The following is a 14,689-nucleotide window of genomic DNA, read 5'->3' on the forward strand; positions in this document are numbered from 1 at the left end:
GATGCTGAACATTCAAGGGCTGACTGTCGCCTACGGCGGAATTCAGGCTGTGAAGGGTTTGAGTTTTCAGGTGCATGCGGGTGAACTGGTGTGCTTGATTGGCTGCAATGGTGCGGGTAAAACTTCAACCATGAAAGCCATTGCAGGCTTGTTGCCTTTTGAAGCGCATGCAGCAACCTTCAAAGGTGCAATCGACCTGACTGCCCTGCCTGCGCATGAAAGGCTACCAAACGGCCTGGCTTTGGTACCCGAGGGGCGCGGAATTTTCAGCCGCATGACCGTGCTTGAAAATCTTGAATTGGGTGCAAATGCGCGCTTGCAAGCTGGTTGCCCACAATCCGAGATTCACGCTGATCTCGAAAAAATGCTGATGCTATTTCCGCGCATCAAAGAAAGGCTGAAGCAATCCGCCGGGACATTGAGCGGTGGAGAACAACAGATGTTGGCCATGGCACGCGCCCTGATGGGCAAACCCGATTTGCTGCTGCTGGACGAACCCAGTATGGGATTGGCCCCAATGATGGTCGAAAAAATTTTTGAAGTAATACAACAGGTGCACCGAGATGGCATGACTATCTTGCTGGTGGAGCAAAATGCGCACATTGCCCTGCAACTGGCCAACCGTGCCTATGTAATGGACTCTGGTTTGATTGATTACGAAGGCAGGGCCTGTGAACTGATCAACGACCCGAGAATTCGCGAAACTTATTTGGGGCAGGTGTCGCCATAAAGCGTACTTCGCCTATCAGGCATCTGCCATTGAGGTGAAAGAGTCTGCAAAAAACTCGTCCTCGGGCAAGCCACACTGAGCGGCGAAATCACGCTGCGCTGACTCAATCACAATGGGCGCACCACAGGCATACACTTGGTGTGCGCTCAAATCCGGAAAGTCCTGCATAACCGCCTGGTGCACAAAACCTGTTCGACCCGTCCAGTGACATTCGTCTGTCGCATCAGATAGCACCGGCACAAATTTGAAATTTGAGTGCTCGCTGGCCCAGAAGATGGGCAAATCCAGCATATACAAATCGGCCTTGGTTCGTGCACCCCAATACAACACAAACTCACGGCTGTTGTTCTTGAAAAAGGCTTGTTCCAGTAACGATTTAATTGGGGCGAACCCAGTGCCACTGGCGAGCAATACCACGGGTTTTGTGGAATCGTCGCGCAAGAAAAATGTACCGAAGGGACCTTCAAAACGCAAAATTTCCCGTTCTTTCATGGTGCTGAATACATGGTCAGTGAACAAGCCACCGGGCATATGCCGAATGTGCAGCTCGATCCCGCCTTCCTGATAAGGCGCATTGGCCAGAGAGTAACTGCGGCGCGAACCATCGCGAAGCATGAATTCTATGTACTGCCCAGCATTGAATTGCAACACCTCATTGGCCGGCAACTGCAACTTGAGAACAGCCACATCGGTCGCAGGTTTCTCGATGCTTTGCAACCGGCAAGGCATTTTCTTGATGGGAATGTCACCCAAACCGGACAGTTCCCTCACCTTCAATTTCACTGGGCCCAGCGGTTTTGCGCAACAAGTGAGCACCTTCCCCCGCACGCGTTCCTCCTCACTCAGGGCGCGCGACTGGTAGGTGCCATAATCCACCCGACCTTCGATCAAATCGGCCTTACACGATCCACATGCGCCGTCTTTGCAGCCATATGGCAAAATGACATTTGCGCGCAGTGCCGCTGACAACAAAGTATCGTCGGCCTCGCATTCAAACTGTTTTTGACTGGGAAGAATTTCTACGTTGTGAATCATCAAACTACTTTCCGTGACATCGACAAACCCGGCGGGCTATTTTTCAAACGCAGTTTGCCCCGGCGCTTTCGGCAAAGCAATATAAGCGTTGCGGGCTGCGGGCAAGTGGGCTTGGTCTTGTTACAAACCTTTCCAGATCAACATTTTACAGCGACTTATCGCCCTGGGGCGGATACCGCAGCAAAGCGCGCTGCCATCTTGGTACACAACGCTCGGCCACTGGCCATTGATTTGAATTCGAAGAGCGACCTGTTGCGCCTAATTTCAATGGGTCACCGAATCATCTGGATGGCGCCGCCCGACTCATCCGTAAACACTGACAACACACTGAAAAAACTGGTGCTGTGGGCAGCCACAAGGGCCAGGGCTCACGGTAAACCTGCACCGCGAATCAGCTATGTGTCCACCACCGGCGTTTATGGCAATGCGCAAGGGCAATGGATTAATGAATACACACCACTGAATGCCCAATCAGAAAGGGCCATACGCCGTGCTCATGCAGAAACCCACCTGCGTTTGGGTTTAAAACATGGTGTGCATGTGCACCTGCTGCGTGCGCCCGGCATATACGGCGATAACCGACTGCCAATTGACCGCATCAAAAACCGCACACCCGCCTTGCTGCCTGATGAAGATGCGTGGTCAAACCACATTCATGAACTCGATTTGGGCCGTTTAAGCCGATGGGTCAATTACAAAGGCGGTGCCTTTGAGGTGCTGAACGCCTGCGACGCAAAACCCAGCAAAATGGGAGACTACTTTGACCTGGTGGCCGATGCTTACCAGCTTCCTCGCCCTCCCCGCTTTTCTCGGGAAGAGGTGAAACAAATGGTGAGTCCCATGATGTGGAGTTTCATGTCGGAATCGCGGCGTATTGAATCTTTGAACCAGAAAAAACTGGGATTTCGTCTTCGCTATCCCAGCGTTGCTGATTTTTTAGCCGATAAAGATTGATCCAATACGGACCGCTCGTTCAGGCAAACATTTTGTCGATGTTTTTGTCGATTTCCGCTTGAATCTTTCCCTTGAATGCTTTCAGCATGAAGCCCAGGGAAATATCGACAGTGACGTCTTTGTCAGTCACGTCCAGCTTGCCCTTCACACCTGAACGCGTGAAATTGAGGGTATTGCCTTGCCATTGACTATCCAGCTGGAATTCTTTTTGAAGTTGGTCTGCCAGTTTTTGCGCAGTTTGCTTGGCTTCTTCCAGGGTCAAATTGTGTGCTTTGCGGGCATGAATATCAGACATGTTGGCTCACTCTTAAAGGTGTTATGCCTGCATATTAACCCAGCCACGGTTTACACGGTAGAGAACCAAAAATCGAAAGCCATTTTAGAAGAAGGTGTCAGGTCATTTTCAAAACCCACCACACGCTTGGCAAAACGCATTTGGGAATCAATAATGCGCTTGAAAATCCGACTGTTGGCTGATTCGCGCGCAATAATTTTGCGCCACGCAGTCAGCTGTGCCTTCAAAATATCGTCCGGGGTGACGTAATAACGAACACCCTGCTTGCGGCGCATTTCCTCATAATCGGTTGAAAACCGGTCAGAGGCCTTCCAGCTTAAATCTGCAGAAGAAGCCTGCAAGGCATATCGAATAATCGAGCGCAGGGCAAAAGGCAAGCTGTCAAAACGCTGCTTGTTGAAAATAACTTCAAATACTTCGCTGCTTTGGTGAAAGCTGCGAATCATGCATACCGACGACACACTGGGAAAACCCAAGGCACGATCGGAACTGGGGTTGTTAAACTCCGCCGCATCAATCAGGCCTTTGTCCAGCCAAGGCACAATATCGGCGGGCTGCAAGGCTGTGGTGGTTAAGCCAAGTTCCTTGAACACTTCAGCGGCCAAACCCACGGCCCGAAAACGCATCTTGTCGAGGTCTTTGATGCTCTCGATCCGATTCTTGAACCAGCCCAAAGGCTGGGGTGTCAATGGCCCGTACATGAAGCCTTGAATATTCAAGTTCATTTCTTTTTGAACCAGTTCGTCATAGAGCTGTTGACCACCGCCGTACTGAAACCACGCCAGAATCTGGTTCGAGCTCATGCCAAAACTGGGGCCGCTGCCGAACAGGGAAAAGGCAGCGTGGCGATCATGCCAATAAGTTGGAACTCCATGACCACCGTCAAGCTGCCCTTTGTGCACAGCATTCTGAATACCGAAAGCTTTCACAATGCTGTTGGTGGGGTACACATCAATGCGCAACTCGCCGCCCGACATGTCGTTCACCTTCTTTGCGAAATCCTGGGCAAACTCATTGAAAATGTCTTTGGTGGGCCAAGTACTTTGAAACTTGAAGACGACAGGTTTTGCGGTTTTAACGAGCGATGCAGACTGGGAAGCCGCAGGAGTGGCTATCGCACCAGCCGCTCCTGCAGCCAAAGCTTTTTGTACAAAGCGCCGCCGGGAATCGTCGCGCATGCTTATTTGCCGACCAGAATCAAATGCACCCTGTAAGGGCCATGTGCACCCAACACAATGGTTTGTTCGATGTCGGCAGTGCGTGACGGGCCAGATACAAAATTCAATGCTCTCGGCATAATCCGCCCTTCTTTTCGTAGCATTTCAAATGCGTCTTCCATGGTGTGTACCACTTGCTCTTCCCGAACAATCGCAATGTGAGTTTCAGGCAGCAAGTGCGTGCTGGCAGGTTCGTCGGTTTTGCTGGCAAAAACCAGGGTTCCGGTTTCCGCCACCGCGCACGCCACAGCGCTGATACCGATCAGATCATCGCCTGTCGGGGCACCCAAACGCGCCTCATGCGGCAACACGGACCAGTCCAACTGATTCAACGACGGCCAAATAGCCACAGTGCCGTTCAATTCATTCTCGGCAAGAAAGGCCGCACAGGCTTGGGCCACCTCCGCAGTCGACTTCACCCGTTGAACAGTGCAAAGCATCGCCCGGGATTTCTCCTCAAACAAAGCCACCACGTTCTCAACCGGGCTTGGTGCAGGTCCTCGGGTTTTCCTGGCCAGATACCCCTTGGCCAGGGTCATCTCGTTCTCGTGCATGGTGACAGGCCGGGACTGGAGGCTGCGAATCCGGCTCAGAATTTCTGAACGAGCCGCGGTGGTATCCAGGTCGTCGTCGTTGAAAGATTGGCTCAAAGTGCACCCTAGGCAGATATTCGTAGTAATCATTATAGAAAAACCACGCCACTGTCGCCCCTAGGGTATGCCCCATGCCAGTTGGTGAATTCGAGCGGAGATTCAGGTGCAATGCAGTCCAATCGATTACAATGTCTCGTTATCTTGTCTAGCCAATCATTTTCACCATGACACACGTAGTTACCGAGTCTTGCATCAAGTGCAAATACACCGATTGTGTGGACGTATGCCCAGTCGACTGTTTTCGCGAAGGCCCCAATTTTTTGGTAATCGATCCAGACGAGTGTATCGACTGCGCCGTTTGCATTCCTGAATGCCCCGTCAACGCGATTTATGCCGAAGAAGATGTACCTGCCGACCAAGTGAAATTCATCGACATGAACGTGGAACTGGCCAAAGATTGGCCAAGCATTACCCGCATGAAGGCGCATCTGCCCGATGCCGATGACTGGAAAGATGTGAAAGACAAGCTGCAATACCTTGAGAAGTAATCGGCTCCAAGGTAGTACCCATCGAGTAGCACCATGAGTGAAGTTGAAGACAAATACACCCGGGAAACAATTACCAGCTTACGAGTCTGGGTACCGGGCAAATTGTTTTCCTTCACTTGTACCCGCCCAACTGGCTTTCGCTTCACCGCGGGCCAATTTGCAAGGCTGGGTGTTGACAACACCCTGCAACTGCCCGCTGAGCCAGAAATTATCTGGCGTGCCTATTCCATGGTTTCCGGTCCGTTTGACGAACATCTCGAGTTTTTCTCGATTGTCGTACCCAACGGGGCTTTCACCAGTCACCTAAGCCAGCTGAAGGTGGGGTCTCCCATCTACATCGACAAAACCAACTTCGGCTTTCTCACCACCGCCCGCTTTGAAACCGGCAAAGATCTCTGGTTGTTGGGCTCGGGCACAGGTCTGGCACCGTTTCTCTCGATCCTTCATGACCCTCACACTTGGGAACAGTTTGAAAACATCGTGCTGGTGCACAGTGCCCGCACAGCTGAGGAACTGGTTTACCAAGACATGATCAACGGGTTTGTTGAACATCCCGTGTTTAGCGAATTAATCGAGAACGTCAAAAAACGATTTGTTTACGTACCTGTGGTCACCCGCGAGAAGATACCGAATTGCCTGGATGAACGGATTACCGCACTACTGGAACAAGGCATCCTGGCCAAACACACAGGCTTACCCATGAATGTTGAACGCAGTCGATTCATGATTTGCGGCAACCCCGAGATGGTTACTGACATACGCAAGGTACTGAAATCAAAAGGCTATTCACCAGCAAGACGAAACACCCCAGGTGAAATCGCGGTTGAAAACTATTGGTGATCGAAGAATCATTCAAACATGTTGCGTTGCAGCAATGTTTGCAAGATAATCGTCAGGAACCTGACACATAATTGTCAAATCAAGACAATCGCCTAATAAAGCCGGAGGCACTTTCAATGCTGTATCAAATGCACGAATTTCAGCGAGCGCTGTTAAACCCCATGACCATCTGGGCAGAAGCAGGTTCTAAGCTATACAGCAACCCATTCAGCCCTTTGGCGCATTTGCCCATGGCACGTCGTATTTCAGCGGGTTTCGAATTGATGTACCGCTTGGGCAAGGAATATGAGAAACCTGAATTCGGAATTACCACAGTCAAGTGCGGCGATCGCGAAGTATCTATTGCTCAGGAAATTGTTGAAACCAAGCCATTTTGCAAACTGATTCATTTCCGCAAAATGATTCCCGCCGAATCCAAACCCTTGAAGCCACAACCCAAGGTATTGGTATTTGCGCCCTTGTCTGGTCATCACTCCACCCTGCTGCGAGACACAGTCAAAACGCTGCTTCAAGACCACGATGTGTACATCACCGATTGGGTTGACGCGCGCATGGTTCCCCTGTCTGAAGGCGAATTCCGCCTGGACGATTATGTGCATTACTGCATCGAATTCATTCAACTTCTGGGTCCCGATGTTCACCTGATCTCAGTGTGCCAACCCACTGTACCGGTGATGGCTGCCGTGTCGCTGATGGCATCCAACAAAGACCCCAAACAGGCCAAAAGCATGACCATGATGGGCGGCCCGATTGACACCCGTGAAAGCCCCACCGAGGTGAACAACCTGGCCACCAAAAAGCCCTACTCCTGGTTTGAAAACAATGTAATTTACAGCGTACCCCACACCTACCCAGGCTACCTGCGCCGCGTGTATCCAGGCTTTTTGCAGCATTTGGGTTTTGTCAGCATGAACCCGGACAAACATGCCCAAAGCCATTACGACTTTTACATGCACCTGGTTGAAGGTGATGGGGAAAGCGCTGAAAGCCACCGCCAGTTTTACGACGAATACAATGCCGTGCTTGATATGCCGGCTGAATATTATTTGGACACGATCAAAACCGTGTTTCAAGATCACGCCTTGCCACTTGGCACTTGGGAAGTTCGAGGCCAGCAGGTCAAACCCGAAGACGTAAAAACAGTGGCGCTATTAACCATTGAAGGCGAGTTGGACGATATTTCTGGTCCAGGTCAAACCAAGGCTGCGCTCAAGCTGTGCAAAAACCTGCCTGTGGACAAGAAAGAACATTACGAAGCCATGGAATGCGGACACTATGGTATCTTCAGCGGTCGCCGTTGGCGCGAGAAGGTTTATCCGAAAATCCGCGAATTCATAGCCAAGAATGCATGAGCAACTTGTACATCAAATAGACGATCTACTTCCTCAAACCCAATGCACTCAATGTGGGTTTGAGGGCTGCTTACCCTACGCCAAGGCCTTGGCGAGCGGTGAGGCCGATTTAAACCGGTGCCCCCCCGGCGGCGAGAGTACAATCGTCGCGTTGGCTGCCCTGTTGAATCTTCCAGAAAAACCAGTTGACCCCAGCTGCGGCACTACCATTGAGCGTCACATCGCCAGCATTCACCCTCAACATTGCATCGGCTGCACTTTGTGCATCAAGGCGTGCCCTGTTGACGCAATCGTGGGAAGTAGCAAACGCAGGCATGCCGTGCTGGCCGAGCTTTGCACGGGCTGCGAGCTGTGCATTCCGCCTTGTCCCGTCGACTGCATCGATATGGTGTTCATGCCTGAATTCAGCGCTTGGGATCAAACCCAGGCGCATGCTGCCCGTACTCGCATGCAAACTCGCGAAATACGCTTAGAACGGCAAAAAGAAGAACAGGCAGAAAGACTCGAAGCCAAAGCAATTCACAAACTCGACGAGCTAGACGACACTCCCAGCCCCGATGCAGCAGCCAAAAAAGCGGTGGTACAAGCCGCACTGGCCAGGGCGCGGGCACGGCGGCAGGCACAAACACCATGAACAAAGAAAAGCGTACCGAGATTTTCAAACGGTTTCAGCAGGCCAATCCCGAACCAAAAACCGAGCTGGAGTATTCAACGCCGTTTGAACTGCTGGCTGCAGTGTTGCTGAGCGCACAGGCCACCGACAAAGGCGTGAATATCGCCACGCGGAAACTGTTCGCTATCGCAAATACACCAGCATCCATCGCGGCGCTTGGTGTAGCCGGGGTCGAGGGTTACATCAAAACCATTGGTCTTTTCCGATCCAAAGCCAAGCACCTTGTGCAAACTGCCGAAATTTTGCGGGACCAGCACAATGGCGAGGTTCCGGCTGACCGGGAAGCACTTGAAAGCCTTCCGGGCGTTGGTCGCAAAACAGCAAACGTGGTATTGAACACCGCATTTGGACAGCCCACCATGGCTGTCGATACGCATATTTTCCGGATTAGTAACCGCACAGGTATAGCCCCTGGAAAAGACGTACTGGAAGTTGAAAAACGATTGTTGAAGCTGGTGCCCCAAGAGTTTATGTTAAACGCCCACCATTGGCTGATTTTGCATGGTCGCTATGTGTGCAAAGCACGCAAACCCGAATGCACTCGTTGTAGTATCGTGGACTTGTGCGAATTCAAAAAGAAAACAACATGACCCACGCTATTTGCGTTCAGGTGTTCAGTGATGCCAGTCTTGAAGACGCGAGTACGCTGATTGAAAGTGCTGTCGAAAAAGCTGGACTTCGCCGCCACTCCGACTACATCAGCCGGGTCATTTTGGTGTGCACTCCCCATTTCGCGCCGCTTTTGCAGGACCTGGCACAGATGTGTGTCAGCAAAACCAACTGTATGAATGTGTGGGGAGGTTGTGCCTCTGGCCTGTTGGGCCAGGGCCAGGTGTACAGCAACGAGCCCACAATATTGGTCGCTGTGTTTGGCAAAGAATTTGAAACCCCACAAGGCAATATTCCTGCACGGCACACTGCCTTGAACCTGTGCATGGTTGAGCACGAGCAGGTACTGACCGACCACTGGACATTGGCCGACTGCGAGCCTGATTCTAGCGTCGTGCAGGCAGACACCTTGGGCTTGTTGTCGTACGGTGCCAATTACGCAAAAATGCCACGCGTTGAGCACGGTCGCATTTGCGGTGAAGCTATTTGTGCAACCCAGCTGCTGGTGCAAACTCCCTTGATTCTCAACTCTGAGGGACTCACATTTCTAGGACCCTATCAAACAGTGACCGAAAGCAACGGCCTGTTTCTGATTCGCGTAGGCCATGAAAAAGCGGCCACAGCACTTCAATGCCCGGGCGAGCAACCGCGCCCGGTGGGCATGCGTTTGCAGGTGGTGCACGACAAAGGCGAAAGCTGGATACCCGTGATGGAAATTCATGCCGACGGTACCCTAGGGCTGGCTGCGCCGGTCCTCAAAGGGCAAAAGGTTCGACTGGCCCACCGTACCCCCAAGGCCATCGACAGGGAAATTCACGATTGGATGCCTGCGGTGACTGCTCATTTCAGTGCCAAGGCGCCTGACGTAGGAATCCTTTTCGCGGGTTTCGAACGCAGCCAAATGTGCCATGCCGATGACAATGACATCGCCACTGTGTTGTCCAGTTTTCCCGACACTGAATGGATTGGCGTATTTGGTCAAGCAGCTTGGTTAAACCAAGGCGACACCGTGGTAACGCCACCCAGAAATAACAGACTGAGTCTGTGCCTGTTCAACAGCCCACAGATGGAATACACGAGGTAACTTTTTCATGTTCAACCCAACACGCGACCAGGCAAGGCTGTTCTTTTTGAACAGCTGGAAAAAATACCACAAGGAAGAACCACTCAGTGAAGCGGAAAGCCTTGCACTGCAATGGATGACCAAGCACCCGGAGTATTTTGAAGTTTTTGATGCTGAACCAGAATCGATTCTTGCAGCCGATTTCTCAGTAGAAGCGGGCCAAAGCAATCCGTTTCTGCACCTGTCCATGCACTTGGCCGTGGCTGAACAGGTGAGCATCGACCAGCCACCCGGCATTCGGGCAGCTTTCGCCAAACTGTGCGAGAAAATGGGCGATGACCACAAAGCGGCTCACCAGGTGTTTGAATGTCTGGCTGAGCAAATTTACCAGCAACAGAAAAATGGTGTCGCGTTCAGCAGTGAAAATTACATTCAATGCATTTTGGAACACAGCGGGGTTTAATCCGCGCCTGTTCGTCATAAAAAAACCCGCTTCAGCCAAAAAGGTGCAAGCGGGTTTCTTATCAGGCACAGTCCATCAAGACTGGCATCCAATTTACTTCTTCAGGTACAAATCACCTTCAAGCGAAGCAAAAAATGCAGACAAATCCTTGATGTCTTGCTGGCTCAAGCCTGCAGCCATGCCAGCCATAATGGCATTGTTGCGGCCACCTTTCTGATACTGCTTCAAAGTATTGGCGATGTAGTCAGCATGTTGACCTGCCAGCTTGGGGTAAGAAGGATCCATGGTTTTGTTCCAGTTGCCTTCTACAGCATGGCAGGCAGCACACTGAGCTTCAGCCTTGGCCTTACCTGCTGCAATATCAGCAGCCTGAACAGAGAATGACGCGGCAAACAAGGCTGCGGCGATAGCGAATTTAGTTTTCATATTGAGTTGTCCTTGTTGCAAATCACTTGGCTTGTGCGTAGTACGCGGCCAGGTCAGCGATGTCCTGTTCGGTCAGCGTTTCAGCGATACCGCGCATGGTGGGGTGCTTGCGATCGCCTTTCTTGTAGGCATTTAGCGCTGCCTCAATGTACTTGGCGTTCTGGCCCGCGATATAAGGCACGTTGTACACCTCGGGGAAGCTGGCCTTGTAACCGGGAATACCATGGCAGCCAATGCACATGGACTTCTTCGATGCCGCTGCCTCGGCGTTGCCTTCAACAGCCATTGCGGGGTTAGAAAAAGCCACCGCAGCCAACAGGCCGGTTGCGCTGATTGCGCTCATTGCGCGCATTGCGCGAACAGTCAAACCGATACGTTTCATCTCGCTCTCTCGTCAACAAATGTAATTGGTGGTCAGCCGCGCCGTTTTGTGTAGAGGGTGGCGCTGGGCAAAAACCTTGCTATTTTACGGTTGATCCGCGGCTTAGTCTATGAACTGCTGGCCGAAAGCGCCAAATTGGATGAAAAATTCAGCAAATAAGCCCCGAAAAGCACTTACACTGGCGATATTGAATTACAAGGAATTACAAAAATGCGTTTTGAAGGTAGCAAAACCTACGTCGCAACAGACGATCTAAAACTCGCTGTCAACGCAGCGATTACGCTGCAACGCCCCTTGCTGATCAAGGGTGAACCGGGCACCGGCAAGACACTGCTGGCTGAAGAAGTGGCCGCATCGCTTGGCCTGGAACTGATGCAGTGGCACATCAAATCCACCACAAAAGCCCAACAGGGTCTTTACGAGTACGACGCTGTCAGCCGATTGCGCGACTCTCAATTGGGTGAAGAGCGAGTAAAAGACATTGCGAACTACATTGTAAAAGGTGTGCTGTGGCAGGCGTTTGAGAGCGACAAGCCCGTTGTGCTGCTGATCGATGAAATCGACAAGGCCGATATTGAGTTCCCGAACGACTTGCTGCGTGAAATTGATCGCATGGAGTTTTACTGCTATGAAACCAAGCAGCTAATCAAGGCCAAACACCGCCCGATCGTGATCATCACCTCCAACAACGAGAAAGAACTGCCAGATGCTTTCCTGCGTCGCTGCTTTTTTCACTACATTCAATTTCCTGACAAAGCCACCATGGAAAGCATTGTGGCCGTGCACTTCAAGAATCTGAAAAAAGAATTGCTGGATGCAGCAATGGCCAGCTTTTTTGGTATTCGAGCCCTGCCCGGTTTAAAGAAAAAACCGACCACATCGGAGTTGATCGATTGGCTGCGCCTGCTGCTGGCCGAAGATATTCCTGCCAGTGCATTACAAGCCAAAGACGGCAAAGACGCCATTCCACCCATGCACGGCGCATTGCTGAAAAACGAGCAAGATATTGAATTGTTCAACCGTTTGGTGTTCATGGCCCGCCAGGGTCGTTAATAAAGGCTTTTGCTGTGTTACTGGATTTTTTCTTTCAACTTCGCGATGCCAAAATTCCCGTGACCGTGCGGGAATACCTCACCCTGCTTGAGGGAATGAAGGCTCAGTTCATGACACCGAGCCTGGACAATTTTTACCATTTGTCCCGCCTGACCCTGGTCAAAGACGAACGATTTTTTGATCGGTTCGACCAGGTGTTCGGCAGCTACTTCAAAGGGCTGGAAAAGAACATGGATTTGTTCGCTCAGTTGCCGAAGGACTGGTTGGAAAAGCGATTCAATCGGGAGTTCACGCCTGAGGAAATGGCAGCCATTGAAGCCATGGGCGGACTGGACAAGTTGATGGAACGCTTGAAGGAACTGTTGAAAGAGCAAAAAGAGCGGCACGAAGGCGGAAGCAAATGGATTGGCTCGGGCGGCACCTCGCCTTTTGGTAACAATGGCTTCAACCCGGAAGGCGTGCGTATAGGGCAAGATGAAAGCCGAAACCGCCGCGCGGTGAAGGTTTGGGATCAACGCCTTTACCAGGATTACGACGACGAGCTGGAAATTGGCACACGCAATATCAAGATTGCCCTGCGCCGCCTGCGCCGGTTTGCGCGTGAGGGCGCGCAAGAAGAACTAGACCTGGACAACACCATTGAATCGACAGCGCGCAATGCCGGCTGGCTGGATTTGAAAATGCGTCCGGAACGCCACAATTCAGTGAAGGTATTGATGCTGCTGGACGTGGGCGGATCTATGGATGATCACATTCGCCGTACTGAAGAATTGTTCAGCGCCGCGAAAAGTGAATTCAAGCATTTGGAGTTTTATTATTTCCACAACTGTGTGTACGACTTTTTGTGGAAAAAAAACCACCGTCGTCACAGCGAGCGTTTTCAGACCACAGACATACTGCGCACCTACAACAGCGATTACCGCCTCATTTTTGTGGGCGACGCCACGATGAGCCCCTACGAAATACTCCAGCCAGGGGGCTCAGTCGAGTACAATAACAAAGAAGCTGGCGCAGTGTGGTTGCGTCGTTTTCTTGATCGCTTTCCAAAAGCCGTCTGGCTTAACCCGGAACCCGAAGGGCTTTGGCAATATCGTCAAAGCGTTGAAATCATTCAAAATATCATGGAACACCGCATGCACCCCCTCACGGTCGGTGGGCTTGAAACTGCAATGCGATACCTTAGTAAGTAATCCTTGTATTCCTTTTTCTGACCCTCCCCGTTATTAGCAACACAAACACATTTCGTGTGGAGAAAGAAAATGGAAACCAAACGTACCCATCCCCTGATTATTGCTGCTGCTGTTGCCATTATTTTGGCCAGCGGCATAGCAATTGCATCCATGACTGGTCTGCTGCCAAACAGCAACGCAAATATGAGCGACCAGGAAATCGCCCAGATGGAAGAAGAAGCACGTCTGGAAGAAGAAGCAAAAGCCAAAGAGGAGGCCGCCGCCAAGAAAGCTGCTTCGAAGCCTGCCGCTTCCAAGCCAGCGCCTGTGCAAACAGCCGCAACGTGCAGCACCTGCGGTCGGGTTGTTGAAATTCGCCAACGTACCATTCAAGGTGAAGGCTCCGGCATCGGCGCAGTGGCTGGTGGCGTGGTAGGCGGCCTGCTGGGCAACCAGATTGGCGGCGGTAGCGGCAAGAAGGTGGCCACCGCAGCCGGCGTGGTTGGTGGTGCCGTGCTTGGCAATAAAATTGAAAAAGACCGCAACTCGACTACCCAGTATGATGTGGTGGTTCAATATGACGCTGGCGGTTCCGACGTGTTCAGTTTCAGCAGCCCACCCAACTGGCAGTCTGGCGACCGCGTGAAAGTTGTGAACGGTCAGATCACCTCTAGCCTGTAAACCCGCTCATCTGTTTACAGGATTTGTTTGGTCACCCAGCAATGGGTGGCCTTTTTCATTTGAATGGCCGGTTGTGGAACCAGTTGAAATTGTGGGGCACTCAATTCAAATTTCCTTTTGAATGGAATCTCCACATGACAGCATTGAATGACCCCGATTTGATCAAGGCATTAGCCGCCTGGGTGGGACAACTGAAAAGCCCCTATCATGAGGACAAACAAGTGAACAAGTACCCTGTAAAGCTGATGTCAAGTTCACCGAATGCCTGGCTTGAAATCAAGCAGATTGACCAAGGCATGATGGAAATAACCTGTATTCATCGGGTGATGGAGCAAGACGAGCACAGCGACCTGGAAGGAATTCGCAAGGAGTGCAGCCAGTTCAATGCACTAATGGAACGAGTGCGCCTTCCTGCATATATGTGGGAAGACAGCCACAAGGCAGAATTTCAGCTGCGGTGGCAAGAAACCCTGGTAACCCAGGCAGACCTGAAGTACGTGCAGCGATTTTTTGAGCAATCACTTTACCTGGCCAACGCCTTGCAAAGCAGACTGGGCTGGGCACTGAATAATCAGGCCCAGCCACTTAGCCATTAATTACTTGTCA

Annotated in this window: 19 protein-coding genes; 13 read left to right on the top strand and 6 right to left on the bottom strand. The window is 51.5% G+C overall.

Features of this window, described 5'->3' with window-relative positions:
- Nucleotide 1: 1 nt before the first annotated feature.
- The gene (locus HKT17_RS09485) at nt 2-730 is read left to right on the top strand and encodes an ABC transporter ATP-binding protein (protein WP_171101460.1); all 729 of its coding nucleotides are present in this window, start codon (nt 2-4) and stop codon (nt 728-730) included.
- A gap of 15 nt (nt 731-745) precedes the next feature.
- On the opposite strand, the gene HKT17_RS09490 is transcribed toward HKT17_RS09485, so the two are convergent.
- Nucleotides 746-1,765 (bottom strand): CDP-6-deoxy-delta-3,4-glucoseen reductase, encoded by a 1,020-nt coding sequence (locus HKT17_RS09490; protein ID WP_171099614.1) that lies wholly within the window; start codon nt 1,763-1,765, stop codon nt 746-748.
- Between HKT17_RS09490 and HKT17_RS09495 the strand changes: the two genes are divergently transcribed.
- On the top strand, nt 1,757-2,719 hold the full coding sequence (locus tag HKT17_RS09495) for a Rossmann-fold NAD(P)-binding domain-containing protein (RefSeq protein ID WP_171099616.1): 963 nt from the start codon (nt 1,757-1,759) through the stop codon (nt 2,717-2,719). The genes HKT17_RS09490 and HKT17_RS09495 overlap by 9 nt on opposite strands.
- Before the next feature lie 19 nt (nt 2,720-2,738).
- Here the strand turns inward: HKT17_RS09495 and HKT17_RS09500 are convergent, their stop codons facing one another.
- Genes HKT17_RS09500 through HKT17_RS09510 form a run of 3 tightly spaced genes read right to left on the bottom strand, consistent with a single transcriptional unit; the run spans nt 2,739 to nt 4,881 of the window.
- Nucleotides 2,739-3,014 carry a polyhydroxyalkanoic acid system family protein gene (locus HKT17_RS09500; protein ID WP_105029400.1) on the bottom strand — a complete coding sequence of 92 codons (276 nt, stop codon included), beginning with the start codon at nt 3,012-3,014 and terminating at the stop codon, nt 2,739-2,741.
- 50 nt (nt 3,015-3,064) lie between these two features.
- Nucleotides 3,065-4,192: a TRAP transporter substrate-binding protein gene (locus HKT17_RS09505; protein WP_105029401.1), complete on the bottom strand. Its 1,128-nt coding sequence runs from the start codon at nt 4,190-4,192 to the stop codon at nt 3,065-3,067.
- 2 nt (nt 4,193-4,194) lie between these two features.
- Complete coding sequence (locus HKT17_RS09510) at nt 4,195-4,881, bottom strand: LutC/YkgG family protein (protein WP_171099618.1); 687 nt, start codon at nt 4,879-4,881, stop codon at nt 4,195-4,197.
- 167 nt (nt 4,882-5,048) lie between these two features.
- Between HKT17_RS09510 and fdxA the strand changes: the two genes are divergently transcribed.
- From fdxA to HKT17_RS09545, 7 genes are all read left to right on the top strand, one after another.
- The gene (gene fdxA / locus HKT17_RS09515; RefSeq protein ID WP_008248660.1) at nt 5,049-5,372 is read left to right on the top strand and encodes a ferredoxin FdxA; all 324 of its coding nucleotides are present in this window, start codon (nt 5,049-5,051) and stop codon (nt 5,370-5,372) included.
- A 33-nt stretch (nt 5,373-5,405) separates the two neighbouring features.
- A complete protein-coding gene (locus HKT17_RS09520; protein ID WP_171099620.1) occupies nt 5,406-6,212 on the top strand; it encodes a ferredoxin--NADP reductase in 807 nt (268 codons plus the stop codon).
- Nucleotides 6,213-6,328: 116 nt separating this feature from the next.
- Complete coding sequence (locus HKT17_RS09525; RefSeq protein ID WP_008248663.1) at nt 6,329-7,564, top strand: polyhydroxyalkanoate depolymerase; 1,236 nt, start codon at nt 6,329-6,331, stop codon at nt 7,562-7,564.
- Nucleotides 7,557-8,198, top strand: a complete 642-nt coding sequence (locus HKT17_RS09530) for an RnfABCDGE type electron transport complex subunit B (protein WP_040512345.1) — start codon at nt 7,557-7,559, stop codon at nt 8,196-8,198. Before HKT17_RS09525 ends, HKT17_RS09530 begins: the two co-directional genes overlap by 8 nt.
- Nucleotides 8,195-8,827, top strand: coding sequence for an endonuclease III (gene nth / locus HKT17_RS09535; protein WP_171099623.1), 633 nt, complete (start codon nt 8,195-8,197; stop codon nt 8,825-8,827). The genes HKT17_RS09530 and nth overlap by 4 nt, the downstream gene beginning before the upstream one ends.
- Nucleotides 8,824-9,930: a hypothetical protein gene (locus HKT17_RS09540; protein WP_171099625.1), complete on the top strand. Its 1,107-nt coding sequence runs from the start codon at nt 8,824-8,826 to the stop codon at nt 9,928-9,930. Before nth ends, HKT17_RS09540 begins: the two co-directional genes overlap by 4 nt.
- Nucleotides 9,931-9,937: 7 nt before the next feature.
- Complete coding sequence (locus tag HKT17_RS09545) at nt 9,938-10,372, top strand: DUF1841 family protein (protein ID WP_171099628.1); 435 nt, start codon at nt 9,938-9,940, stop codon at nt 10,370-10,372.
- Between the two features lie 93 nt (nt 10,373-10,465).
- On the opposite strand, the gene HKT17_RS09550 is transcribed toward HKT17_RS09545, so the two are convergent.
- Nucleotides 10,466-10,798: a c-type cytochrome gene (locus HKT17_RS09550; RefSeq protein WP_008248674.1), complete on the bottom strand. Its 333-nt coding sequence runs from the start codon at nt 10,796-10,798 to the stop codon at nt 10,466-10,468.
- Nucleotides 10,799-10,820: 22 nt separating this feature from the next.
- Complete coding sequence (locus HKT17_RS09555) at nt 10,821-11,141, bottom strand: c-type cytochrome (protein ID WP_040512392.1); 321 nt, start codon at nt 11,139-11,141, stop codon at nt 10,821-10,823.
- A gap of 249 nt (nt 11,142-11,390) precedes the next feature.
- On the opposite strand from HKT17_RS09555, the gene HKT17_RS09560 reads away from it, so the two are divergent.
- The 4 genes from HKT17_RS09560 to HKT17_RS09575 all read left to right on the top strand — a co-directional run bounded on the left by HKT17_RS09560 (nt 11,391) and on the right by HKT17_RS09575 (nt 14,679).
- Entirely contained in the window at nt 11,391-12,233 is an 843-nt protein-coding gene (locus HKT17_RS09560) for an AAA family ATPase (RefSeq protein ID WP_008248677.1), read from the top strand.
- A 14-nt stretch (nt 12,234-12,247) separates the two neighbouring features.
- Complete coding sequence (locus HKT17_RS09565; RefSeq protein ID WP_008248678.1) at nt 12,248-13,423, top strand: vWA domain-containing protein; 1,176 nt, start codon at nt 12,248-12,250, stop codon at nt 13,421-13,423.
- Between the two features lie 69 nt (nt 13,424-13,492).
- Complete coding sequence (locus HKT17_RS09570) at nt 13,493-14,083, top strand: outer membrane lipoprotein (protein WP_171099630.1); 591 nt, start codon at nt 13,493-13,495, stop codon at nt 14,081-14,083.
- Between the two features lie 134 nt (nt 14,084-14,217).
- On the top strand, nt 14,218-14,679 hold the full coding sequence (locus HKT17_RS09575) for a hypothetical protein (RefSeq protein WP_105029411.1): 462 nt from the start codon (nt 14,218-14,220) through the stop codon (nt 14,677-14,679).
- Nucleotides 14,680-14,689: the final 10 nt, after the last annotated feature.

It is taken from the genome of Limnobacter sp. SAORIC-580 (genome assembly GCF_013004065.1).
GTDB lineage: Bacteria > Pseudomonadota > Gammaproteobacteria > Burkholderiales > Burkholderiaceae_B > Limnobacter > Limnobacter profundi.

What these genes read in the sequence shown, in the direction of transcription:
- HKT17_RS09500 (WP_105029400.1), bottom strand. Translation starts at nt 3,014, where the DNA reads ATGTCTGATATTCATGCCCGCAAAGCACACAATTTGACCCTGGAAGAA.
- HKT17_RS09560 (WP_008248677.1), top strand. Translation starts at nt 11,391, where the DNA reads ATGCGTTTTGAAGGTAGCAAAACCTACGTCGCAACAGACGATCTAAAA.
- HKT17_RS09555 (WP_040512392.1), bottom strand. Translation starts at nt 11,141, where the DNA reads ATGAGCGCAATCAGCGCAACCGGCCTGTTGGCTGCGGTGGCTTTTTCT.
- HKT17_RS09490 (WP_171099614.1), bottom strand. Translation starts at nt 1,765, where the DNA reads ATGATTCACAACGTAGAAATTCTTCCCAGTCAAAAACAGTTTGAATGC.
- HKT17_RS09575 (WP_105029411.1), top strand. Translation starts at nt 14,218, where the DNA reads ATGACAGCATTGAATGACCCCGATTTGATCAAGGCATTAGCCGCCTGG.
- HKT17_RS09505 (WP_105029401.1), bottom strand. Translation starts at nt 4,192, where the DNA reads ATGCGCGACGATTCCCGGCGGCGCTTTGTACAAAAAGCTTTGGCTGCA.
- HKT17_RS09550 (WP_008248674.1), bottom strand. Translation starts at nt 10,798, where the DNA reads ATGAAAACTAAATTCGCTATCGCCGCAGCCTTGTTTGCCGCGTCATTC.
- HKT17_RS09525 (WP_008248663.1), top strand. Translation starts at nt 6,329, where the DNA reads ATGCTGTATCAAATGCACGAATTTCAGCGAGCGCTGTTAAACCCCATG.
- HKT17_RS09485 (WP_171101460.1), top strand. Translation starts at nt 2, where the DNA reads ATGCTGAACATTCAAGGGCTGACTGTCGCCTACGGCGGAATTCAGGCT.
- HKT17_RS09540 (WP_171099625.1), top strand. Translation starts at nt 8,824, where the DNA reads ATGACCCACGCTATTTGCGTTCAGGTGTTCAGTGATGCCAGTCTTGAA.
- HKT17_RS09545 (WP_171099628.1), top strand. Translation starts at nt 9,938, where the DNA reads ATGTTCAACCCAACACGCGACCAGGCAAGGCTGTTCTTTTTGAACAGC.
- nth (WP_171099623.1), top strand. Translation starts at nt 8,195, where the DNA reads ATGAACAAAGAAAAGCGTACCGAGATTTTCAAACGGTTTCAGCAGGCC.
- fdxA (WP_008248660.1), top strand. Translation starts at nt 5,049, where the DNA reads ATGACACACGTAGTTACCGAGTCTTGCATCAAGTGCAAATACACCGAT.
- HKT17_RS09530 (WP_040512345.1), top strand. Translation starts at nt 7,557, where the DNA reads ATGCATGAGCAACTTGTACATCAAATAGACGATCTACTTCCTCAAACC.
- HKT17_RS09570 (WP_171099630.1), top strand. Translation starts at nt 13,493, where the DNA reads ATGGAAACCAAACGTACCCATCCCCTGATTATTGCTGCTGCTGTTGCC.
- HKT17_RS09520 (WP_171099620.1), top strand. Translation starts at nt 5,406, where the DNA reads ATGAGTGAAGTTGAAGACAAATACACCCGGGAAACAATTACCAGCTTA.